Consider the following 23015-nt stretch of genomic DNA (forward strand, 5'->3'; position numbering starts at 1 on the left):
CCACTTGCCTGGGGCATATCTTCAATCCCTGAAGGTATGGTGATGTCCTGTTTCCGGCAACCTTGTGCCAACCACATCCCTGGTTGAGCTACCGATTAACAACTGCGGGAAAAGTACCAGCGCTGGCTCAGAAAATCCAGTCCTAGGGGCGTTAAATGACCCAGACAAGCCAAAAAGTAAACATGAACGTGTGATCACTTTTCTCCTGTTTTTCAGGCCAAATCAGATACTCACCAATCTTTAAACTTGCACGGGCTGGATATCAACTATACTCAAACCAACGGTCAACCTGTCTCCACAAGACCAGCCAGGGCCGTTTTCGCAATGCTGCCCTGCGTCAGAGGCAGCATTGTGTATTGCGACGACAGCTATAAACCACACAAAGGAGTGGATAATGAAAAAACTGATCGCAGGTGCAATTCTTCTGGGTGCCTCCTCCGTGGCCTTTGCCCAACCGGGCTGCGGTGTCGGTGCCATGATCTGGAAAGGACAGTCCGGCATTGCCCCCCATGTACTGGCCGCAACCACCAACGCAACCTTTGGTAACCAGACCTTTGGCATGACCACAGGCACACTCGGCTGTCAGACCAACCAGGCTGTCCAGTCCATGGCCATGTACATGGACAGCAACATCGACAAGGTCGCCCGGGACATGTCTCGCGGTGGTGGCGAAAACCTGGATACCCTGGCCGTCCTGCTGGGCGTAGACGAGGTTGACCGTGACACCTTCCGGAAGGTGCTGCAGGACAACTTCGCCACCATTTTCCCGAGCTCTGACACCACCTCCGGCGAAGCTGTCGATGCCATCGTCGCCCTGCTGGAAAAGAGTGAGTCGCTCAGCAAGTACGTGACGGCCTGATCCGGATCTATTAAAAGGATGTTCGTGCGCCAGGGACGGCGCATCGCTCCACCCTCTACGACCGTTCAACCCCGGATACAGCACACACCCATGGGCAACATGCTTCGCATTGGGCCAGCTCTGATCTGGCTCGCAGTCAGCCTGCCAATCCAGGCGAAAACACCTGAAAGCAAACCCGACCTTCATCTTGACCCGGCCTGGCTGACGCTTGTTCACTATCAGCCCGACGCTTTTGGCGACGGCTACACCAGCCAGGCAGACGATCCGGCATTCTTTCTGAGCGATGGCGGCAAGTACTCACCAAAGGCGGAGCTGAAGGCAACCCTTGAAGCCATCCAGAGGCCCGGTGAAGGCGATGAGCACGCCCGCTGCCAGTTCCCTGCACGGGAAACCTGGCTCCGGGAAAAACTGGACCTGTCGTTACCGGATATTGATTGCCCGGGTTATCAGGAATGGTCGGAAACCCTGAACACAGAGACGGTCACCCTGGTGTTCGCCGCCTCTTACCTGAACAGCCCCTCTTCCATGTTCGGTCACACCTTCCTGCGCCTGGACCCACCCCAGGACGACGACGAAACCAACCTGCTGTTGGCCAACACGATTTCTTATGCCGCTGACGCTGCCGCTCACGACAGCGAACTCCTGTTTGCCTACAAGGGTATTTTTGGTGGCTACCCCGGCATTACTACGATCCAGCCCTACTACGAAAAAATCCGCTTGTATTCCGACATCGAACACCGGGACCTGTGGGAATACAAACTGAACCTCACCCAGGACGAAGTGGACATGATGGTCGCCCACGCCTGGGAGATTCGGAACCGGAATTTCGATTACTACTTCTTTGACGAAAATTGCGCCTATCGCCTGCTGGCTCTGATTGATATCGCCCGACCGGGCACAGACCTTCTGGGCGAAGTGAACACGCACGCAATCCCCTCGGACACGGTGCGCTGGGTGGTGGACAAAAACCTGGTCAGCGACGTGTATTACCGGCCTTCGGCCGCCACGTCGGTGGCTTATAGCCTCGCCACCCTGCCCAATGACCATCAGACACTCGCGGCGGCTATCGCCAATGGCTATGTTGACGCAAATGCCGAAGAAGTAGCCTCCCTGCCGCCGGAGCAGCGGGCCCATGTCCTGGATGCCACCTACGATTATGTTCGCTACAAGAGTGAAGCCGACAGCTGGCCCCGCGAAATCGCCGCACCCCTGTCTCACGACTTGTTGCGAGAGCGCAGCCGTATCCGCGATGTGCCGCCCCCACCGGAGCCTGTTGAGCCCCTGGTAAGGGATGACCAGGGCCACGACACCTTCCGCCTGAGTGTTGGCACCGGCCAGCAGGCACACCGGGAGTTCACTCAGCTCACGTTAAGGCCCGCCTATCATGATCTGCTGGACCCGCCCGCCGGCTACCGCACCGGAGCCCAGCTGCAATTCCTGAGACTGGACGCCCGACTTTATACCGACAACAATGAGCTCCAGCTGGAACAGCTCACCGGCGTGGAAATCCGCTCGCTGAGCCCCCGAAACGCCTTCTTTTCGCCGCTTTCCTGGCAGGTGGGTTTTGGTGCCCGGCGTACCGACACAGGCAACAACCGGGTATTGACCCCATACCTTGAGGGCGGCGCCGGCGGAAGCTGGCGCCTCGGCCACCAGACCCAGGCCTTTGCCATCGCCACCGCCGACCTGGAAATCGACGACGACCTGCGCCGTGGTTACGATGCCGCCCCGGGCGCCGATGTCGGGCTGCTGCACCAGAACAACCGCTTCAGCGTGCTTGCCGGTGCCAAAACCAAGGCCTGGATCCTCAGCAGCCAGCATCGCCAGGACCAGCTGTACGCCAAAGCCAACTGGCACTTCGGCCATGAATTCAGCCTGTTTGCCGAGTTCAGCCGTGAAGACCACTTCGACAGGTACCAAAGCACATGGCAAACCGGACTCCACGCTTACTTCTGACCGCCAGCACGGCCCGGTTTATCGGGCTTTGGGTGGCAATTCTTATGTTGTCGGGTTGCAGCAGCCTCTTCTTTTATCCGGACCGGGCCACCTACATCACCCCGGACCGTCTGAACCTCAGCTACCAGGACATCTATCTCGACACCGCCGACGGCGAAACCCTGCACGGCTGGTGGCTGCCCGCGGAAGCGCCCGAGAACGATGCCAAGGGAACCGTCTACTTCCTCCATGGCAACGCCCAGAACATTAGCAGCCACATCCTCAACGTGGCCTGGCTGCCCCAGGAAGGCTACAACGTCTTCACCATCGACTACCGGGGCTATGGCAAATCCACCGGCGACCCGGACATCGAAGGCGCCCTCCACGACGCCGAAACCGGCCTGCGCTGGCTGACTAAAAGACCTGACGTGGGCGACCGACCAGTTTACATCCTCGGCCAAAGCCTTGGCGGCGCACTGGGCATAGCCCTCGCCGGCGAATGGACCCGGCGCGAGGAGCAACCCCGGCTGAACGGCGTGATCCTCGACGGCACGTTTTCAGGGTTCCGCAAAATCGCCCGGGAAAAACTCGACGCCTTCTGGCTCACCTGGCCGTTCCAGATTCCGCTGAGCTGGACCATTCCTGCCGACTACGAAGGCATTGACCGGATGGCGAGCATCAGCCCGGTTCCGGTCATGATCATCCACAGCGTTCGGGATGGAGTCATTCCTTTTCGCCACGGTGAAGCGCTTTATGAGGCTGCAGAGGAACCGAAAGAGTTTTTGCAGACGGATACGCCTCATGGGGCGACGTTTGTGATTCCGGCTTACAGGAAGGCGGTGCTTGTGAATATGGGGTCAGATGAAAGCGTTCATCTGACCCCGACGGGGCAACATAAAAAAGGGGTCAGATGAACGCTTTCATCTGACCCCGTCTTCATGGTGATCAGGCAGAGAAATCGGTCGGCTGGTCGCCTTCCTTGATTTCCTTCATGGACAGCTTGACCCGACCACGATTGTCGACATCCAGCACCTTCACCAGAACTTCCTGACCTTCGCTCAGCTCGTCAGTCACATTCTCGATGCGGCGATCAGAAATCTGGGAAATGTGCACCAGACCATCCTTGCCAGGCAGGATATTGACGAAGGCACCGAAGTCCACAATGCGCTCAACACGGCCCTTGTAGATTGCGCCAACCTCGATCTCCGCAGTGATTTCCTTCACCCGGTTCACCGCCGCCTGGGCTGCTTCCTGGTTATCCGCGTAGATCTTCACGTTACCGTCGTCATCCAGATCAATGGAAGCACCGGTTTCGTCACAGATGGAGCGAATCATGGAACCGCCCTTACCGATAACGTCACGGATCTTCTCCGGATTGATCTTGATGGTGGTGATGCTCGGCGCACGGGAAGACAGCTCGGCGCGGGGAGCGGAGATAACCTTGTTCATCTCGCCCAGAATGTGCAGGCGCGCTGCAAGCGCCTGCTCAAGAGCAAGCTCCATGATTTCGTCGGTGATGCCGTTGATCTTGATATCCATCTGCAAGGCAGTCACGCCGTCCTGAGTACCAGCAACCTTGAAGTCCATGTCGCCCAGGTGATCTTCGTCACCCAGGATGTCGGTCAGAATCGCAAACTTGTCGCCTTCCTTGACCAGACCCATGGCAATACCGGCAACCGGTGCCTTGATCGGCACACCCGCATCCATCAGCGCCAGGCTGGAACCACAGACCGAAGCCATGGAGCTGGAACCGTTGGATTCAGTGATCTCGGAAACCGCACGGATTGCATACGGGAACTCTTCCAGAGTTGGCATAACCGCCAAAACACCACGCTTGGCCAGGCGACCATGACCAACCTCACGACGGCCCGGGGTGCCAACACGGCCTGCTTCACCAACCGAATAGGGAGGAAAGTTGTAGTGGAACAGGAACGGGTCTTTACGCTCGCCTTCCAGGGCATCAATGATCTGCACATCGCGGGACGTACCCAGCGTAGTGGTCACGATGGCCTGGGTCTCGCCACGGGTAAACAGGGCGGAACCGTGAACGCTGGGCAGAACACCCACTTCGATTTCGATCGGACGGACGGTTTTGTTGTCACGGCCATCGATGCGGGGCTTGCCCTCGAGAACCTGATGACGAACGATGGCTTTCTCCACCTTGCCAAAATACTTTTTAACTTCATCCGCGGAAGGCTGACCTTCCTCGTCGCCAGCCAGTTTTTCGACCAGTGCCGTCTTGATTTCGCCCAGACGCGCGTAGCGCTCCATCTTGTCGCGAATACCGTAAGCTTCCTCGATGGCTGCGGAGGCCTCGGCCTTGATGGCATTCAGCAGCTCCGTGTTCTCGGCCGCTGGCTGCCAGTCCCAGCGCGGCTTGCCGATTTCAGCGGCAAATTCCTTGATTGCGGCTACGGCCACCTGCATTTCCTGATGGGCGTACAGAACACCACCCAACATCTGGTCTTCAGTCAGGCCTTTGGCTTCAGACTCAACCATCAGAACCGCGTCTTCAGTACCGGCCACCACCATGTCCAGCAGGGAAGTTTGCAACTCTTCGAACGTCGGGTTCAGGAAGTAGCCACGCTCGTTGGTGTAACCAACGCGGGACGCGCCGATTGGGCCATCGAACGGGATGCCGGAGATAGACAGCGCCGCCGAGGCGGCCAGCATCGCGGCAATATCCGGGTCCTGGTTCTTGCTAGAGGACATAACCGTGGTAATCACCTGAACTTCGTTCATGAAGCCGTTCGGGAACAGCGGACGAATCGGGCGGTCGATCAGGCGGGACGTCAGGGTTTCCTTCTCGGAAGGACGACCTTCGCGCTTGAAGAACCCACCGGGGATTTTGCCCACGGCGTAGGTCTTCTCGAAGTAGTTCACAGTCAGCGGGAAAAACGGCTGGCCAGGCTTGGCTTCTTTGGCGCCGACAACAGTACCGAGCACTGAAATATCATCAACGGTTACCAGTACCGAACCGGTGGCCTGGCGGGCAATACGGCCGGTTTCCAGAGTGACGGTCTTGCCGCCAAGCTCAAACGATTTCTTGAAAGGTTTCAGATCCACAAAAAACTCCTGCATTAATTCTTCATATAGATTGGATAGATCGCGAAGACGGGGTCGAAAGCTTCGAATAAGGGGTCAGATGAAAGCTTTCATCTGACCCCGGGTTCATACCCCGAATTCACGCTGTTCTGCAGATGATGTGATGTGATCCGAAGGGCAACCCGTCTGAAAGCTAACAGGCTGTTGCAAAACCCCGGTCTGTCGGGCGGCAATTCCATAGGCCGCCGGGCCCGGGTTTTTTCAACAACCTGCTATCAATTTCGGCTTTCCATTACGACAAGGAATCCTTCGGTGCCACGGACAATACAACTGCAGTGCGAGACAAGCACAACCAGCAAGCCCCGCAAAGGACCTGCTGGTTGAAGACTGCCACCGGCGTTACCGGCCCAGCCCTCAGGTCGTAAAGACCCGGATCAGCGACGCAGACCCAGACGCTGGATAAGCTCCAGGTAACGGTCAGCGTTCTTGCGCTTGAGGTAGTCCAGCAGCTTACGGCGCTGGTTCACCATCCGGATCAGGCCACGGCGGGAATGGTGATCCTGCTTGTTGGCCTTGAAGTGATCCTGCAGCTTGTTGATGTTGGCGCTCAGCAGTGCAACCTGAACTTCAGGGGAACCGGTATCGCCATCACCTTGCTGAAAATCATTAACGATCTGTGCTTTCTCATTGGCAGAAAGTGCCATAACTCACCTCATTGTTGCGATGCTTTCAGATCCGGCCGAACCGCGCATCTCTACAGCCCGGCTAAACAGCGTTGCGCCTACGGCTTGCCGCTGCTCTTCACCAGTCGGCGGGGGACCAGACTGGTCTCCTCACCTTCCGGGAATGCTTCCGCCAGCCCGACAAAACCCTCATTGCGGCACTCTCTTGCATAGAGGCGCACGAAGCCTTCATGGGCGTGACCCGGTATTCTAACCGGTTGTCCGTTCAATATCGATACCAGCGCCGGCCCCGCCAGATGGTGCTCCGGGAACATGGACAACGCGGCATCCGGAGCGACCAGAAGGCCGTCCAGGCTTTCACCACGCTCTCGCATGGCCTCCAGGTCTTTGGCCACATGGGCATTGGCCAGGGTGAACCCCGAAGCCATGGTACGGCGCAGGGCCGATACATGGGCGCCACAACCGAGGGCTTCGCCAATATCCTCAACCAGTGAGCGAATGTACGTACCCTTGGTGCAACTGACGGCGATGTCCAGCTCATTCTCACGAATGTCCAGAAGTGTCAGTTCGTAGAGGGTGACTGGCCGCGCCGGTCGCTCCACTTCAATGCCTTCCCGGGCGTATTCGTAGAGCGGGCGCCCCTTGTGTTTAAGCGCCGAATACATGGAGGGGACCTGCAGGATGTCGCCCCGGAACCTGTCCAGAACCGGCTCCAGCGCCTCAGGGGAAAGACCTGCCGGCACCGGCTTCTCGGCAACGATGGTCCCTTCACTGTCGCCGGTTTCGGTGCTGATCCCGAGCCGTGCGGTGGCAACGTAGGCTTTGTCGCTGTCCAGCATCATCTGGGAGAACTTGGTAGCCTCACCGAAACACAGCGGCAACACGCCGGTGGCCAGCGGGTCCAGCGCACCGGTGTGGCCCGCCTTGGCCGCACCGAACAGGCGTTTGACCTGCTGCAGAATGCCATTGGAGGTGACACCCTGCGGCTTGTCGATCACCAAAATACCGTTGACGTCACGGCCCTTGCGTCTGCGACTCAAGCGTTAGACTCCGCATCGTCCTTGCCTTCACCTTCATCACGGTCCACGGCGGGCTTGTCACCAACCGCTTCGCGAATGAGGTTGTCCATCTTGCGGCTATAGCCCTGCAAAGCATCAAAATGGAACCGGAGCTGCGGTACGACCCGCAGCTTCATGGCACGCCCCACTTGTCCGCGAAGAAAGCCCGACGCCTTGTTGAGAACAGCGATAGACTCTTTTACTTCCGGAGAGGCCTCCGTCAGCTCTTCGGTGGAAAGCAGGGATACATAGATATCGGCGTAGCCAAGGTCACGGCTGACCTTGACTGCATTTACCGTAACCATGCCCACCCGCGGGTCTTTGACTTCCCGCTGGATGAGCTGGGCCAGTTCCCGTTGCATCTGATCACCAATGCGATCAATCCGGCTGAACTCTCTCGGCATCAGGCTCCCCTTAACCTCAGGCGCATCATGCGCCGGTGGACTCAAGCTTGCGCTCGACCCGGACGCGATCAAATACTTCGATCTGGTCACCGACTTTCACGTCGTAACCCTTAACGCCGATACCACACTCCAAGCCATTACGGACTTCAGGAACGTCGTCCTTGAAGCGGCGCAGGGATTCCAGTTCACCCTCGAAGATAACCACGTTGTCCCGAAGAACCCGGATCGGCTTGTTACGGTAGACCGTACCTTCGGTCACCATGCAGCCGGCCACCTGGCCAAACTTCGGCGAGCGGAAGACGTCGCGAACATCGGCAATGCCGACAATGTCTTCACGGAATTCCGGTGCCAGCATGCCCGTCAGGGCGGCCTTCACATCATCAATCAGGTTGTAGATGATGCTGTAGTAGCGCAGATCCAGACCTTCCTGCTCAACCAGGCGTTTGGCCGCTGTGTCGGCACGAACGTTGAAGCCAAAGATAACGGCGCTGGTTGCCATGGCCAGGCTGACGTCGGTCTCGGCAATACCACCTACGCCGGAGGACACAATCTTGACCTGGACCTCATCGTTACCAAGGTCCTGCAAGGCCTTGGTAATGGCTTCCAGAGATCCACGAACATCGGTCTTGAGCACCACATTGAGGGTCTTGACCTCGTCCTTGCCCATATTCTCGAACAGGTTTTCGAGCTTCGCCGCCTGCTGGCGCTGGAGACGCTGCTCCCGCTCGCGGGTCTGGCGGAACTCGGCCAGCTCCCTGGCCTTCTTCTCGTCGGCAACTGCGAAGAATTCGTCACCGGCATCTGGTGTTCCGTTCAGACCGAGGATTTCGACCGGGATGGAGGGGCCAGCTTCCCTGACCTGCTTGCCGGCTTCATCGGTCATGGCCCGGACCTTACCAAAGTAGCCACCGGCCACAACCATGTCACCCTGGCGCAGGGTACCGTTCTGAACCAGCACGGTTGCAACGGAGCCGCGTCCACGCTCAAGACTGGACTCGACCACAACCCCTTTGGCCGGGGCGTCCGTTACCGCCTGCAGCTCCAGAACTTCGGCCTGCAGCAGCAGAGCTTCCAACAGATCGTCGATGCCCGCACCGGTATGAGCGGAGACCGGTACAAACTGGACATCACCGCCCCAGTCTTCCGGAATCACTTCCATACCGGCCAACTCGGTTTTGATGCGATCCGGATCGGCTTCTTCCTTATCCATCTTGTTCATCGCGACCACGAGGGGCACACCGGCTGAACGGGCATGCTGGACGGCTTCCCTGGTCTGGGGCATCACACCGTCATCGGCTGCAACCACCAGGACCACGATATCGGTGCACTGGGCACCACGGGCACGCATCGCCGTAAATGCAGCGTGGCCCGGCGTATCCAGGAAGGACACCATGCCGTGATCCGTTTCGACGTGGTAAGCACCAATGTGCTGGGTAATACCACCGGATTCGCCGGAGGCCACCTTGGTACGACGGATGTAGTCCAGCAGTGACGTTTTGCCATGGTCAACGTGACCCATCACACTCACAACCGGAGCGCGCTTGCTCTTCTCGCCGCCCTCAAAGGAGAATTCGCTCAGAACCTCCTCTTCAAACGCGTCATCGCTGACTGTCCTGGGTGTGTGTCCCAGTTCTTCAGTCACCAGAACGGCCGTTTCCTGGTCCAGTGCCTGATTGATGGTGGCCATAACGCCCATACCCATCAGGGTCTTGATGACATCAGCCGACTTGACCGCCATGCGTTGGGCAAGGTCGCCTACGCTGATCGTTTCCGGAATCTCTACTTCTCTGACCATTGGTTTGGTCGGCCTCTCGAAGCCATGACGCTTCTCTTTGGGTTTCTTTTTCGCACGCAGCGGCTTACGCAATGTGGTATCTTCCTCGTCTTCGGAGATAACCAGTGGCTCTTCCACCGGGCGAGCACGAGGACCGCGATGGCCAGCCTGCTTTTTCTTGGGCTTGCCTTCTTCGATCTCGTCGCTGCGTTCGCGAACCTTTTCTTTCTTTTTCTTTGGCTTGCGATCCTTGCCCTCGCCCTCAGGCGGTGGCAAGGGAATATCGTCCGGAGCGGGAACCGGCGCCGGCTCTGCTGCTTTCTTCGGCTCTGCCTTCTCGGCCGGTTCCTGCTGCGCAGTCCCTTCCGGTGTCGCTGCCTCAGCCGGGGGCGACTTCTCAGCCTCCGCCGGTGGCACCTGCTCGGCAGTTGCCTTTGGCGCGTCTTCCACCGGCGGCTGCTCTGCCATCAGCTCTTCGGGTTTAGGTGCCTCAGCTTCAGGCTGCAGCTCAGCCCGCTTGATGTACGTGCGGCGCTTGCGAACCTCAACATTGACGGTTTTTGCCTTGCCCGCCTTGAGCGTCGTGGTGGTCTTGCGCTTCAGGGTAATCTTGCGCGGCTCGGCACCGGCCTCACCGTGGGTCTTCCTCAAATAGGTCAGCAACTGCTGCTTCTCATCGCTGGAGACAGAATCACTTTCGGAGCGGGCCTTCAGGCCAGCCTCCACAATCTGCTTCAGCAAACGATCCACGGGAGCGCCTACATCTTCGGCCAGTTGTTTTACCGTTACTTCAGCCATACTGGTCCTCCTCCCGAATTAAGCCTGGTCTTCAAACCAGGGGGCACGTGCGGTCATGATAAGCTGACCCGCACGCTCTTCATCCATACCTTCAATCTCGAGCAGGTCGTCTACCGACTGCTCTGCCAGATCTTCCATGGTGCGCACACCCATGCCAGCCAGCCTGAACGCCAGGCTGCGGTCCATGCCGTCCATACCAAGAAGATCCTCCGCCGGCTCGGCACCCTCAAGCGCCTCCTCGCTTGCCAGGGCCTGGTTCAGCAGGACGTCCTTGGCACGGCGGCGCAGCTCGGCGACAGTCTCTTCATCAAAACCTTCAATCGACAGCATCTCTTCCATTGGCACATAGGCCACCTCTTCGATCGAGGTAAAGCCTTCCTCAATCAGCACACCGGCGAACTCTTCATCAATATCCAGGTTGCCAGTGAAATGCTCTACAAGTCGATTGTACTCCTGCTCCTGACGCTCACCGGCTTCCTCTTCGGTCATCACGTTCAGGGTCCAGCCTGTCAGTTCGGTCGCCAGGCGAACATTCTGGCCGTTCCGGCCAATCGCCTGGGCCAGATTGTCTTCCGCCACCGCCACTTCCATGGTGTGCCGGTCCTCGTCCATTACGATGGACGCAACCTCCGCCGGGGCCATGGCATTAATCACCAGCTGGGCCGGGTTATCGTCCCAGAGTACGATGTCGACACGCTCACCACCGAGCTCGTTGGAAACGGCCTGAACGCGGGAACCGCGCATACCAACACAGGCGCCAACCGGATCAATGCGGCGATCATTGGTTTTTACTGCGATCTTGGCCCGGGAGCCAGGGTCCCGGGCGGCACCACGGATCTCGATCAGCTCTTCCGCGATTTCCGGAACCTCAATGCGGAACAACTCGATCAGCATCTGCGCTGCGGTACGGCTCAGGATCAGTTGGGGGCCGCGATGGTCGGTACGGATCTCCAGAAGCAGGGAGCGCACCCTGTCGCCCATACGGAAGGTTTCCCGGGGGATCAGGTGCTCCCGGGGCAACAGCGCCTCGGCGTTGCTGCCCAGATCGACAATTACATTGTCACGAGTCACTTTTTTGACCGTACCAGACACCAGCTCACCAACACGGTCACGGTAGCTGTCGACAATTTTCATGCGCTCAGCTTCACGGACCTTCTGGAAGATAATCTGCTTGGCAGCCTGGGCGCCGATCCGACCAAACGCCTCGGACTCAATTTTCTCTTCATGAATATCGCCCGGCTTCAGCGCCTTGTCGATTTCCTCGGCTTCCTGCAACGTGAGTTCTGTACCCAGTGCAGGAACCGCATCGTTGTCCACAACCAGCCAACGACGGAAGGTTTCATATTCTCCGGTTTTCCGGTCGATCGAAACCCGGATATCCGCCTCTTCGTCATCAAAGCGTTTTTTCGCCGCGGTGGCCAGTGCCAGCTCGATCGCTTCGAAAATCACATCCTTCTCGACACCTTTCTCGTTCGAGACGGATTCAACCACCAGCAAGATCTCTTTACTCATTGGATTGCCCTGCCCTCAACATAAACTGTGCGTCCACTGACTTTTTAATATCGTTCATTCGAATACCGGTACGATGTGGGCCTTTTCGATGCCGTCAAAAGGCAACAGATATTCGTGGTCATCAACAACAACCACCACATCATCCCCTTCGATGCCCTTGATCAGCCCCTGGAACTTCCGGCGCCCTTCAAATGCCATCCGGAGACGAATCTGAACCTGGTGGCCGGCAAAGGCTTCGTATTGCTCCAGACGAAACAGCGGGCGATCCATCCCCGGGGATGAAACCTCCAGTGTGTATTCGGTCTGGATGGGATCCTCCACATCCATCACACCGCTGATCTGGCGACTGACTTTTTCACAGTCCCCGATTCCGATACCGTTCGCGGCATCGTCAATAAATACTCTCAGCAGGGATTGATGACCCTGTGAGCGGAATTCAATGCCCCAGAACTCATACCCCAGACCCTCAATGACAGGCCGAAGAATGTCTTCCAGTTGTTTAAGCTTGGCTGACAAGTTACGCCTTCTCCGTTATCAGATTTTACCGGCCCCGGAAACAAAAAAAGGGCTGTTTTATCAGCCCTTTTTATGCACCAGGGCCCTTTGCGCCAGGCCCCTTAATCAAAAAGCCCCGAATAATGGGGCCTTTTGTTGCAAGAACTCGCAGGAAGCAAACCGATGTACCGCTTCCTGCTGACAGACACCTGGCCTGCCAGAAACCCGCCAGCACCACGCGGCAGGTCCCAATCTCCGCCGGAGTATAGAGACGCCAGGCAGAGTGGTCAAGGACTGACCAAAAAAACGGCCTGGAGAGTCCAAGCCGCTTTTCTTCTATATGGTGCCCGGGGCCGGACTCGAACCGGCACAGCTTTCGCCACTACCCCCTCAAGATAGCGTGTCTACCAGTTTCACCACCCGGGCAACATTCTTACTCGAGCTCAGGGAGACCAGACTCCCCGCCCCCGGTTTCGCTGGAGGAAGCCTTACCATTTCCAGCGGCACTGTCAGCCGGTGCGGTGGCAGCGGATTCCTCGACTACAGGAATACCTGCTTCCCCGGCCAACTCGGCGCGCTGCTTGGCAAAGACCGCCAGCGAGAAACTTGTTACAAAAAATACGATAGCGAGCAGGGTCGTAAAGCGGGTCAGAAAACTGCCACTACCCTGGCTGCCGAACACTGTCTGAGAGGCGCCCCCACCAAAGGCAGCCCCTGCGTCAGCCCCCTTGCCCTGCTGGATCAGCACCAGACCCACCAGCGCCACCGCGATCACCACGTGCACAACAACAACCAGTGTCTCTAACCAATCCATAACGACTCTCGCGAACCTTTAACTTTAGGCACCTGCCGGAACCGCCCGGCAAATACTTACAAATTCTTCTGCTACCAGAGACGCTCCGCCGATCAAACCACCGTCAATGTCCGGCCCGGCAAAAAGCGCGGCTGCATTATCCGCTTTTACGCTGCCTCCGTAAAGCAGCGATATCTCTTCCGCCGGGGCACCCATCCCTGCCAGCACTTTCCGGATCGACGCATGCATGGCCTGGGCATCCTGCGCGCTGGCTGTTTTGCCGGTACCAATAGCCCATACGGGCTCGTAAGCAACGATAACACGCGACCACTGATCCGGTGTCACTGCCGCCAGCCCTTTCCGGACCTGACCTGCAACAACCGACTCCGCCTCGCCAGCCTCCCGCTGTTCAAGGGTTTCACCGACACAGACGATGGCGTCAAGATCATTGCCAATGAGGCGCTCAACTTTTGCGGCCACCATGTCGTCGGTTTCAGCGAAGATCTGTCGACGCTCAGAGTGGCCCACCAGACCGTAACGGCAACCCTGATCTTTTGCCATCCCAGCGGAAATCTCACCGGTATAGGCTCCGGATTCCCACTGCCCAACGCTCTGAATACCCAATGCCAATGCATCACCGGCCAGGCAGGCCGCATCTCCGATATAAATTGCGGGAGGAATGATAACAACCTCAACACCATTATCAATAGACTCGACCTGGGATCGCACATAGCCTACCAGCGCTTGGGCCAGGTCTCTTGACCCGTTCATTTTCCAGTTTCCGGCTACGATCTTACGGCGCATAACAGTTCCCGGACGTGAGGGAGGGCGAACTATACAGCACTCCCTCCCGGCAGACAACCGCCTGAAAACACAAAATTAAGCGGCAGAATTCTCCACCACTCTCGCCAGTTCCTCAACAACCCGCAGGATATCCTCTGCGTCCTGCCCTTCGGCCATAACCCGGATCAACGGCTCAGTTCCAGAGGCCCTGAGCAGGATTCGCCCGGAGCGGCCCAGATCAGATTCGGCCTTTTGCACCGCAGCAACAATGTCGTCCCGGCTGAACGGATCGAAACGCTGGCTGACACGCACGTTAATCATCTTCTGAGGCAGCTTGCTCATGCCCAGACGGATGTCGGAAAGCGTCTTCCCCGACTTTCTGACCGCCAGCAGAGTCTGCAACGCCGAGACAATCCCATCTCCGGTACTCGTGCAGTCACGAATAACCATATGACCCGAGCCTTCACCGCCGAGTACCCAGTTGTTGGCCACCAGACGCTCCATTACGTAGCGATCACCGACATTGGCGCGCTCGAATTCGATGCCAATCTCATTCAGTGCCAGCTCGACACCAAGATTAGTCATCAGGGTGCCGACAACCCCGCCTTTCAGGCAGCCCTCCGCAAAGCGCTGGGAGGCAATCACGTAGAGAAGTTCATCGCCATCCACTTCGGAGCCGTCGCGGTCCACCATCAGCACCCGGTCACCGTCGCCGTCAAAAGCGATGCCAAGATCCGCCCCCTTTTCAACAACAGCTGCCTTCAGCGCTTCCAGATGGGTAGAGCCGACGTTCAGATTGATATTCAGGCCATCGGGGTCGGCGCCAATCACTGACACCCTGGCGCCAAGCTCACTGAATACCTTAGGGGCAACGTGATACGTGGCACCGTGGGCGCAGTCCAGCACGATTTTCATGCCATCCAGGGTGAATTCGTTCGGCACGGTACTTTTGCAGAATTCCACATACCGGCCCGGGGCATCGTCCACCCGGAAGGCCTTGCCAAGTTCCGCCGGCTCACACACCTGAATCGGCATGTCCAGCCAACGCTCGATTTCCGCTTCCAGGGCGTCATCGAGCTTGGTGCCGTCAGCCGAGAAAAACTTGATGCCATTGTCGTGATGGGGGTTATGGGATGCACTGATCACGATACCGGCCGAGGCCCGGAATGTACGGGTGAGATAGGCGATGGCCGGTGTCGGCATCGGGCCAAGCAGTTTTACATCAACACCGGCGGCTGAAAGCCCGGCCTCCAGGGCGGATTCAAACATGTAGCCGGAGAGGCGGGTGTCCTTGCCAATCAAGACACTGTTGCGATGACCATCGCGCTTGAACGCCTGACCTGCGGCCCAGCCCAACTTGAGCATGAACTCCGGGGTAATCGGAAACTCACCGACACGGCCGCGGATGCCGTCGGTGCCAAAATATTTTCTTTCGGACATTAACCTGCCTCCTTCACTGCCGTCACCACACGGACGGCGTCCACAGTTTCCCTGACATCGTGCACGCGAATTATGCTGGCACCTTTCATGGCGGATATTGTCGCGGCCGCGAGACTCGCGGGCAACCTTTCATTCACATCCCGTCCGGTGATATGGCCGAGCATGGACTTCCGGGAAACCCCAATCAGCAGCGGGTGCCCGAGGATATGCATCTGCTCAAGGGAAGCCAGCAGTTGCAGGTTGTGCTCGAGACTCTTGCCAAAGCCGAAGCCCGGGTCGAGCAGAATATTCTCCGGACGAACGCCGGCCATTTCGGCTACACGCACTCGCGCCGAGAGAAACGAACTCACCTCCCGGCGGACATTCCGGTACTCCGGACAATCCTGCATGGTGTCCGGCTCGCCCTGAATATGCATGATACACACGGGTATGGCAGCCCGGGCGACCACCTCCGCCGCGCCTTCCCGCTGAAGTCCACGCACATCGTTAATCAGGCCTGCCCCGAGTTTCGCTGCTTCCGCCATTACCTCCGGCGCACTGGTGTCCACCGAGACTACGGCATCCAGCTCGCGGGCAACCGCTTCAACCACCGGGCAGACCCGATCCAGCTCTTCCTGCACCGACACTGGCGCCGCCCCCGGACGGGTCGACTCACCACCGATATCGATAAATGTCGCACCATCGGCCAGCATTTGCCTGGCCCGCCGGAGAGCCACGCCAGGCCGGTTGAACCTCCCTCCATCGGAGAAGGAATCCGGCGTTACGTTTAAAATCCCCATTACGTGACAGCGGGACATATCCAGCTCCCGCCCGGCAAAATACATTTTCATGGCAAACCTTTTTCAGACCGGCAAAACAAACGCCGCCCGGATTCCGGGCGGCGTAGGGAGTTACAGCGTTTCCTGGCCGGCAGGCCGGAAGAGTCAGTGCTCTCCGGCAGGCCGGCCGACACCCGGATGACGACTGTCGCCGGATACTTTAGGCTCAGGCGCCACTTCAGGCTCATCGGCTTTCACGCCACCGGCAGGACCACTGTCTCCCCAACCTTTCGGCGGACGAGGCGTTCGGCCTTCCATAATGTCGTCGATCTGGTGACGATCAATGGTTTCGTACTTGATCAGCGCATCGGCCATCATGTCCAGCTTGTCACGGTTATCGATCAGGATCTTCCTGGCCTTCTCGTAGCAGGTGTCGATGATATTCCGGACTTCTTCGTCAATCCGCTGGGCGGTTTCCGGCGAGTACACTGTCTGGGCCTGGCCGGCAGAGCGGCCAAGGAACGGCTCTTCACTGTCGGTATCGTACTGAAGCGGCCCAAGCTTTTCGGACAGCCCCCAGCGGGTCACCATGTTGCGGGCCAGGCTGGTCGCCCGCTCGATGTCATTGGACGCACCGGTGGTAACGCCATCAAACCCAAGGGTCAGCTCTTCGGCAACACGGCCACCGAAAAGACTGCAGATCGAGCTGATCAGGAAACGCTTGCTGTGGCTGTACTTATCCTCTTCAGGGAGGAACATGGTCACACCCAGCGCACGGCCGCGAGGAATAATGCTGACCTTGTAAACCGGGTCATGTTCCGGCATCAGCCGGCCGACAATGGCATGGCCAGACTCATGGTAAGCCGTGTTCCGCTTTTCCTTCTCGCTCATGACCATGGACTTACGCTCGGCGCCCATCATGATCTTGTCCTTGGCCAGCTCGAACTCTTCCATGGACACCAGGCGCTGGTTACGACGCGCCGCAAACAGGGCGGCTTCGTTCACCAGGTTGGCCAGGTCAGCACCGGAGAATCCGGGTGTGCCACGGGCGATCAGAGCCGGCTCTACACCATCCGCCAGGGGCACCTTCTTCATGTGCACCTTGAGGATCTGCTCGCGGCCGATGATGTCCGGCAGGCCAACGACCACCTGACGGTCGAAACGGCCCGGGCGCAACAGCGCAGGGTCCAGAACGTCGGGGCGGTTGGTGGCGGCGATGACAATAACGCCTTCGTTGCCTTCAAAGCCATCCATCTCAACCAGCAACTGGTTCAGGGTCTGCTCGCGCTCATCATGACCACCCCCCATACCGGCGCCACGATGGCGGCCGACGGCGTCGATCTCGTCGATAAAGATGATGCACGGGCTCTGCTTCTTGGCCTGCTCAAACATGTCGCGAACCCGGGATGCACCCACGCCCACAAACATTTCCACGAAGTCGGAACCGGAGATGGAAAAGAACGGCACCTTGGCTTCACCAGCAATGGCTTTGGCGAGCAGGGTCTTACCGGTACCCGGCTGACCCACCATCAGAACACCTTTGGGAATGCTGCCGCCAAGACGCTGGAATTTGCTGGGATCCCGCAGGAAGTCCACCAGTTCTTTGACGTCTTCCTTGGCCTCATCAACACCGGCCACGTCACCGAAGGTCGTCTTGATCTGATCTTCACTCATCAGACGGGCCTTGCTCTTGCCGAAGGACATGGGGCCTTTGCCGCCGCCACCTCCCTGCATCTGCCGCATGAAAAAGACAAACAGCGCGATGATGATCAGTATCGGGAACGCGGCCACCAGCAACTGTGTCCACAGGCTCTGGCGCTCAGGCTGTTTACCAATAACCTCAACGTTGTTCGCGAGAAGATCGTCCATCAGCTTGTTATCAGACACCTGGGGACGGATTGTCTGGAACTGGGAGCCGTCGCCACGGGTACCCTGAACCTCCAGCCCATCGATTGTGACCTGACTGACCTGCCCTTGCTGGACCATCTCCACAAACTGGGAATAATTGACTTGTTGGCCGGTGGTGGTGGGAGAAAAATTCTGAAACACCATCAGCAGCACGGCGGCTATAATTAGCCAGAGAACCAGATTTTTTGCCATATCGTTCAAGGATCATCACCTGTGAATTGAAGGGTTGGCCTTTCGAAAGCACCCTTTTCAGACACCTTACACCAATTGTACGCCCGTCCACCAGAAACGGCCCATCCGTATCGGCCGCAGACGTACAGATCTTCGTACCAGCGGTAGCCTTACCCTAATAGTGGGCGCCAACTCTGAAATTACAACAGCAACACCCGCCCGCAACCCGACTTCCCGGCGCTTTTGACCCGGTAGCCACCCGATTGTTCCTTATCCTACCCACGACCGCTTCGCCACATGTTAACGACCGTTTTTACGACCGGACGATCTGATACAATCCCCCGAGTATACGTTCAAGTTGGCGCCTCTGCTGCTGACCTTTTGTTAATTACACCGATAAAGAGATTACATCATGAGTCTTTCACCGGAACAGCGCCGGGAATACCGGGCCATAGCCCACAACCTGAAACCTGTCATTATTGTTGGTGACAAAGGCCTGTCCGGGGGACTCCAGGAAGAACTGGAGCGCGCCTTGAACGATCACGAGCTGATCAAGATCAAGGTGGCAAACCAGGATCGCGAAGCAAGGCAGGAAGCCGTCGCGGCACTTTGCGAGAGTTCCGGCGCCGAGCTGGTCCAGACCATCGGCAAAATCGCCGTGATCCTGCGCCGCGCGAAGAAACCCAACCCCAAGCTGTCCAACCTGCTGCGTCACAAGCACTGATCCGGCGCCAGGGAAAGCAGAAACAAAAAGTCGGCCGGGAAAATCCGAGCCGGCTTTTTCGGGCGTAAGCGTGAACATGGGGTCAGATGAAAGCTTTCATCTGACCCCGACTCCACACCGCATCGGTTGATCAGACGTACTCAACTTCCTCGATCTCGTATTCCACGGTACCAGACGGCACGCGAATCGCGACCACATCCCCCTCACTCTTGCCAACAAGGGCCCGGGCGATGGGTGAGGAAATCGACAACTTCCCTGCCTTGATGTCGGCTTCGTCGTCACCAACGATCTTGTAGATGACCTGCTCATCCGTGTCCATGTTGAGCAGATGGACAGTGGTGCCAAAAATCACCTTTCCGGTGTTCTCTATGGTGGTGATATCAATTACCTGAGCGCCCGACAGCTTGCCCTCGATTTCCTGGATACGGCCCTCGATAAAGCTTTGCTGCTCCCGGGCGGCATGGTATTCCGCGTTTTCTTTCAGGTCGCCGTGCTCCCGGGCGTCGGCAATGGCCGCAATCACCCGGGGACGATCTTCGGACTTCAGCTTCTGAAGTTCCTGGCGGAGGCGACTCTCCCCCTCCTTTGTCATCGGTACTCTGTCAGCCATAGTCTCATTTTCCTGCATGAAGATCCTGGAGGCGGCGTACAGTGCGCTCCGGGCCAAACTTGATGGCCCGGCAAAAGGCTTCGCCCCCCGCCAGTGTCGTTGTATAGGTTACCTTGGCCTGCAACGCCGACTGGCGGATCTGGGCCGAGTCGGAAATCGCCTTGCGACCTTCGGTGGTATTGATGATCAGTTGAACCTGGCCGTTCTTGATGGCATCCACAATGTGCGGACGACCTTCACGGACCTTGTTCACCCGATCAACCTCGATTCCGGCCTCTTTCAGGGCTTTGGCGGTACCGGTAGTAGCAATCACCTTGAAACCGGCCTCAACCAGGTCACGGGCAACTTTCGCGGCACCGGGCTTGTCCACGTCGCGCACCGACATGAACGCAGTTCCCTTGGCCGGCAAGCGCTCACCGATTGCGAGGGCGGCCTTGGCAAAGGCCTCATCAAAGCTGTCACCCAGGCCCATGACCTCACCGGTGGACTTCATTTCCGGCCCGAGGATCGGGTCCACCGCCGGAAACTTGTTGAAGGGGAACACAGACTCTTTCACCGCGTAGTAACGCGGAATGATTTCCTGGGTGAACTCCAGTTCTTTAAGGGTCTTGCCAGCCATCACCCGGGCCGCCACCTTGGCCAGGGACACACCGATGGCCTTTGACACGAACGGCACGGTCCGGGACGCGCGCGGGTTCACCTCGATCACGTAGATCTCACCGTCCTGCCAGGCCAGCTGCACGTTCATCAGCCCCACCACATCCAGCTCAATGGCCATTTTCCTGACCGCATCGCGCATCTCGTCCTGAACCTGCTGGGACAGGGTGTACGGCGGCAGCGAACAGGCGGAATCGCCGGAGTGAACGCCAGCCTGCTCGATGTGCTGCATGATGCCGCCGATGACCACGTCCTTGCCGTCGGAGATGGCGTCGATGTCCACCTCGATGGCGGCATTCAGAAAGTGGTCCAGCAGCACCGGGCTGTCGTTGGAGACCAGCACGGCGTTGCGCATGTAGCGCACCAGCTCTTCCTCATCGTAGACGATCTCCATGGCCCGGCCGCCCAGAACATAGGACGGACGCACCACCAGCGGGTAGCCGATTTCCCGCGCCGCCAGGATGCCTTCCTCGTGGCTGCGCACGGTGGCGTTTTCCGGCTGCTTCAGGCCCAGGCGGGTGATCATCTGCTGGAATCGCTCCCGGTCTTCGGCGCGGTCGATGGCATCCGGGCTGGTACCGATGATGGGCACGCCGGCCGCCTCCAGGCCACGGGCCAGCTTCAGCGGAGTCTGGCCGCCGTACTGGACGATCACGCCCCTGGGCTTTTCAACGTGGATGATTTCCAGCACGTCTTCCAGGGTGATCGGCTCGAAGTACAACCGGTCGGAGGTGTCGTAATCGGTGGACACGGTCTCCGGGTTGCAGTTGATCATGATGGTTTCATAGCCGTCTTCACGCATGGCCAGGGCCGCGTGCACACAGCAGTAGTCGAACTCGATGCCCTGACCGATCCGGTTGGGGCCGCCACCGATCACCACGATCTTTTCGCGATCACTGGCGTCCGCCTCACACTCTTCCTCATAGGTGGAATACATGTAGGCGGTGTCGGAGGCGAACTCGGCGGCGCAGGTGTCCACCCGCTTGTACACCGGGCGGATGTCCAGCTCGTGGCGCAGCTTGCGCAGGCTCACCTCGGAGATACCCAGCAGCTTGGCCAGGCGAGCATCGGAGAAGCCCTTGCGCTTGAGGCGGAACAGGGTGGCCTGGTCGATGTCGGCCTTGCCGGCACTCTTCAGCGCCTGCTCTTCCAGGATCAGGTCTTCAATCTGCACCAGGTACCAGGGGTCGACATGGGTGTGGGCAAAGACATCGTCCACGCTCATGCCGGCCCGGAAGGCGTCGCCGATGTACCAGACCCGCTCTGCGCCGGGAACGTTCAGTTCACGGGTCAGCGTTTCGCGGGCGTTTTCTGATTCCAGCTCCTCCAGCTTCTCGTCAAACCCATCGGCACCCACTTCCAGACCGCGCAGGGCTTTCTGAAGAGACTCCTGGAAGGTGCGGCCGATGGCCATGACCTCCCCCACGGATTTCATCTGGGTGGTCAGGCGGGCGTCGGCCTGGGGAAACTTCTCGAAGGTGAACCGGGGAATCTTGGTGACCACGTAGTCGATGGACGGCTCAAACGAGGCCGGGGTGACGCCGCCGGTGATTTCGTTGCGCAGCTCGTCCAGGGTATAGCCCACCGCCAGCTTGGCGGCGACCTTGGCAATCGGGAAGCCGGTAGCCTTGGAGGCCAGGGCGGAGGATCGCGACACCCGGGGGTTCATCTCGATCACCACCATGCGTCCGGTGTCCGGGTTGATACCGAACTGGACGTTGGAGCCGCCGGTTTCCACACCGATCTCACGCAGCACCGCCAGGGAGGCGTTACGCATGATCTGGTATTCCTTGTCGGTGAGGGTCTGGGCCGGGGCCACGGTGATGGAGTCGCCGGTGTGGACACCCATGGCGTCGAAGTTCTCGATGGCGCAGACAATGATGCAGTTGTCGTTCCTGTCACGGACAACTTCCATCTCGTACTCTTTCCAGCCGATCAGGGATTCGTCGATCAGCAGTTCGTTGGTCGGCGACAGGTCCAGGCCCCGGGTACAGATTTCCTCGAATTCGTCACGGTTGTAGGCAATGCCGCCGCCGGAGCCGCCCATGGTGAAGGACGGGCGAATGATGCACGGGAAGCCAATGTCATCGGCCACTTTCCAGGCTTCGTCCATGGAATGGGCGATGGTGGCCCGGGGGCACTCCAGGCCGATCTTCTTCATGGCCTTGTCGAAGCGGTCGCGGTCTTCGGCTTTATCAATGGTGTCGGCGTTGGCGCCGATCATTTCCACGCCGTGCTTTTCCAGGATGCCATGGCGTTCCAGATCCAGCGCGCAGTTCAGTGCGGTCTGGCCACCCATGGTGGGCAGCAGGGCGTCCGGCTGCTCTTTCTCGATGATCTTTTCAACGGTCTTCCAGGTGATCGGCTCGATGTAGGTGGCATCGGCCATCACCGGGTCGGTCATGATGGTGGCCGGGTTGGAGTTGACCAGGATAACCCGGTAACCCTCTTCGCGCAGCGCCTTGCAGGCCTGGGCTCCGGAGTAGTCAAACTCGCAGGCCTGCCCGATCACAATGGGGCCCGCGCCCAGGATCAGGATGCTTTGGATGTCGGTACGTTTTGGCATGTCTTGGTAAACCTGTCAGCAACTTTTGAATTCTGGCAGCGC

The 23015-nt window shown here is 58.5% G+C and carries 18 protein-coding genes and 1 tRNA gene; 4 read left to right on the forward strand and 15 right to left on the reverse strand.

Annotated elements, in window-relative coordinates; all coding sequences use genetic code 11:
• Nucleotides 1-394: 394 nt before the first annotated feature.
• The 3 genes from QPL96_RS03845 (at nt 395) to QPL96_RS03855 (ending at nt 3708) form a co-directional block, all read left to right on the forward strand.
• Complete coding sequence (locus tag QPL96_RS03845; RefSeq protein ID WP_303285691.1) at nt 395-859, forward strand: DUF3015 domain-containing protein; 465 nt, start codon at nt 395-397, stop codon at nt 857-859.
• A 90-nt stretch (nt 860-949) separates the two neighbouring features.
• The gene (locus QPL96_RS03850; protein WP_303285692.1) at nt 950-2815 is read left to right on the forward strand and encodes a DUF4105 domain-containing protein; all 1866 of its coding nucleotides are present in this window, start codon (nt 950-952) and stop codon (nt 2813-2815) included.
• Nucleotides 2785-3708: an alpha/beta hydrolase gene (locus QPL96_RS03855; RefSeq protein ID WP_303285693.1), complete on the forward strand. Its 924-nt coding sequence runs from the start codon at nt 2785-2787 to the stop codon at nt 3706-3708. The genes QPL96_RS03850 and QPL96_RS03855 overlap by 31 nt, the downstream gene beginning before the upstream one ends.
• 31 nt (nt 3709-3739) lie before the next feature.
• Here QPL96_RS03855 and pnp read toward each other — a convergent pair whose 3' ends face one another.
• The 13 genes from pnp to ftsH form a co-directional block, all read right to left on the reverse strand.
• On the reverse strand, nt 3740-5875 hold the full coding sequence (gene pnp, locus QPL96_RS03860; protein ID WP_303285695.1) for a polyribonucleotide nucleotidyltransferase: 2136 nt from the start codon (nt 5873-5875) through the stop codon (nt 3740-3742).
• Nucleotides 5876-6273: 398 nt separating this feature from the next.
• Entirely contained in the window at nt 6274-6543 is a 270-nt protein-coding gene (rpsO, locus tag QPL96_RS03865; protein ID WP_303285696.1) for a 30S ribosomal protein S15, read from the reverse strand.
• Between the two features lie 77 nt (nt 6544-6620).
• On the reverse strand, nt 6621-7562 hold the full coding sequence (gene truB / locus QPL96_RS03870; protein ID WP_303285697.1) for a tRNA pseudouridine(55) synthase TruB: 942 nt from the start codon (nt 7560-7562) through the stop codon (nt 6621-6623).
• Nucleotides 7559-7984, reverse strand: a complete 426-nt coding sequence (rbfA, locus tag QPL96_RS03875; RefSeq protein WP_303285698.1) for a 30S ribosome-binding factor RbfA — start codon at nt 7982-7984, stop codon at nt 7559-7561. Before rbfA ends, truB begins: the two co-directional genes overlap by 4 nt.
• Before the next feature lie 25 nt (nt 7985-8009).
• The gene (gene infB / locus QPL96_RS03880; protein ID WP_303285700.1) at nt 8010-10556 is read right to left on the reverse strand and encodes a translation initiation factor IF-2; all 2547 of its coding nucleotides are present in this window, start codon (nt 10554-10556) and stop codon (nt 8010-8012) included.
• 18 nt (nt 10557-10574) lie between these two features.
• Complete coding sequence (gene nusA / locus QPL96_RS03885; protein ID WP_303285702.1) at nt 10575-12068, reverse strand: transcription termination factor NusA; 1494 nt, start codon at nt 12066-12068, stop codon at nt 10575-10577.
• Nucleotides 12069-12122: 54 nt separating this feature from the next.
• Nucleotides 12123-12584 carry a ribosome maturation factor RimP gene (gene rimP / locus QPL96_RS03890; protein WP_303285703.1) on the reverse strand — a complete coding sequence of 154 codons (462 nt, stop codon included), beginning with the start codon at nt 12582-12584 and terminating at the stop codon, nt 12123-12125.
• 320 nt (nt 12585-12904) lie between these two features.
• Nucleotides 12905-12989 (reverse strand) — tRNA-Leu (locus tag QPL96_RS03895).
• 7 nt (nt 12990-12996) lie between these two features.
• Nucleotides 12997-13377, reverse strand: coding sequence for a preprotein translocase subunit SecG (gene secG / locus QPL96_RS03900; RefSeq protein WP_117618408.1), 381 nt, complete (start codon nt 13375-13377; stop codon nt 12997-12999).
• Nucleotides 13378-13401: 24 nt separating this feature from the next.
• Nucleotides 13402-14160 carry a triose-phosphate isomerase gene (gene tpiA, locus QPL96_RS03905; RefSeq protein WP_303285705.1) on the reverse strand — a complete coding sequence of 253 codons (759 nt, stop codon included), beginning with the start codon at nt 14158-14160 and terminating at the stop codon, nt 13402-13404.
• A 75-nt stretch (nt 14161-14235) separates the two neighbouring features.
• Nucleotides 14236-15579: a phosphoglucosamine mutase gene (gene glmM, locus QPL96_RS03910; RefSeq protein WP_303285706.1), complete on the reverse strand. Its 1344-nt coding sequence runs from the start codon at nt 15577-15579 to the stop codon at nt 14236-14238.
• Nucleotides 15579-16409: a dihydropteroate synthase gene (gene folP, locus QPL96_RS03915; RefSeq protein WP_303285707.1), complete on the reverse strand. Its 831-nt coding sequence runs from the start codon at nt 16407-16409 to the stop codon at nt 15579-15581. The genes glmM and folP overlap by 1 nt, the downstream gene beginning before the upstream one ends.
• Nucleotides 16410-16502: 93 nt before the next feature.
• Nucleotides 16503-18446, reverse strand: a complete 1944-nt coding sequence (gene ftsH, locus QPL96_RS03920) for an ATP-dependent zinc metalloprotease FtsH (RefSeq protein ID WP_303285708.1) — start codon at nt 18444-18446, stop codon at nt 16503-16505.
• Nucleotides 18447-18828: 382 nt separating this feature from the next.
• On the opposite strand from ftsH, the gene yhbY reads away from it, so the two are divergent.
• A complete protein-coding gene (yhbY, locus tag QPL96_RS03925) occupies nt 18829-19140 on the forward strand; it encodes a ribosome assembly RNA-binding protein YhbY (RefSeq protein WP_303285709.1) in 312 nt (103 codons plus the stop codon).
• A gap of 130 nt (nt 19141-19270) precedes the next feature.
• On the opposite strand, the gene greA is transcribed toward yhbY, so the two are convergent.
• Both greA and carB read right to left on the reverse strand, forming a co-directional pair.
• Entirely contained in the window at nt 19271-19750 is a 480-nt protein-coding gene (greA, locus tag QPL96_RS03930) for a transcription elongation factor GreA (RefSeq protein ID WP_303285711.1), read from the reverse strand.
• A 4-nt stretch (nt 19751-19754) separates the two neighbouring features.
• On the reverse strand, nt 19755-22973 hold the full coding sequence (gene carB, locus QPL96_RS03935; RefSeq protein WP_303285712.1) for a carbamoyl-phosphate synthase large subunit: 3219 nt from the start codon (nt 22971-22973) through the stop codon (nt 19755-19757).
• Nucleotides 22974-23015: the final 42 nt, after the last annotated feature.

Source organism: Marinobacter sp. SS8-8 (assembly GCF_030540945.1).
Classification (GTDB): Bacteria; Pseudomonadota; Gammaproteobacteria; order Pseudomonadales; family Oleiphilaceae; genus Marinobacter.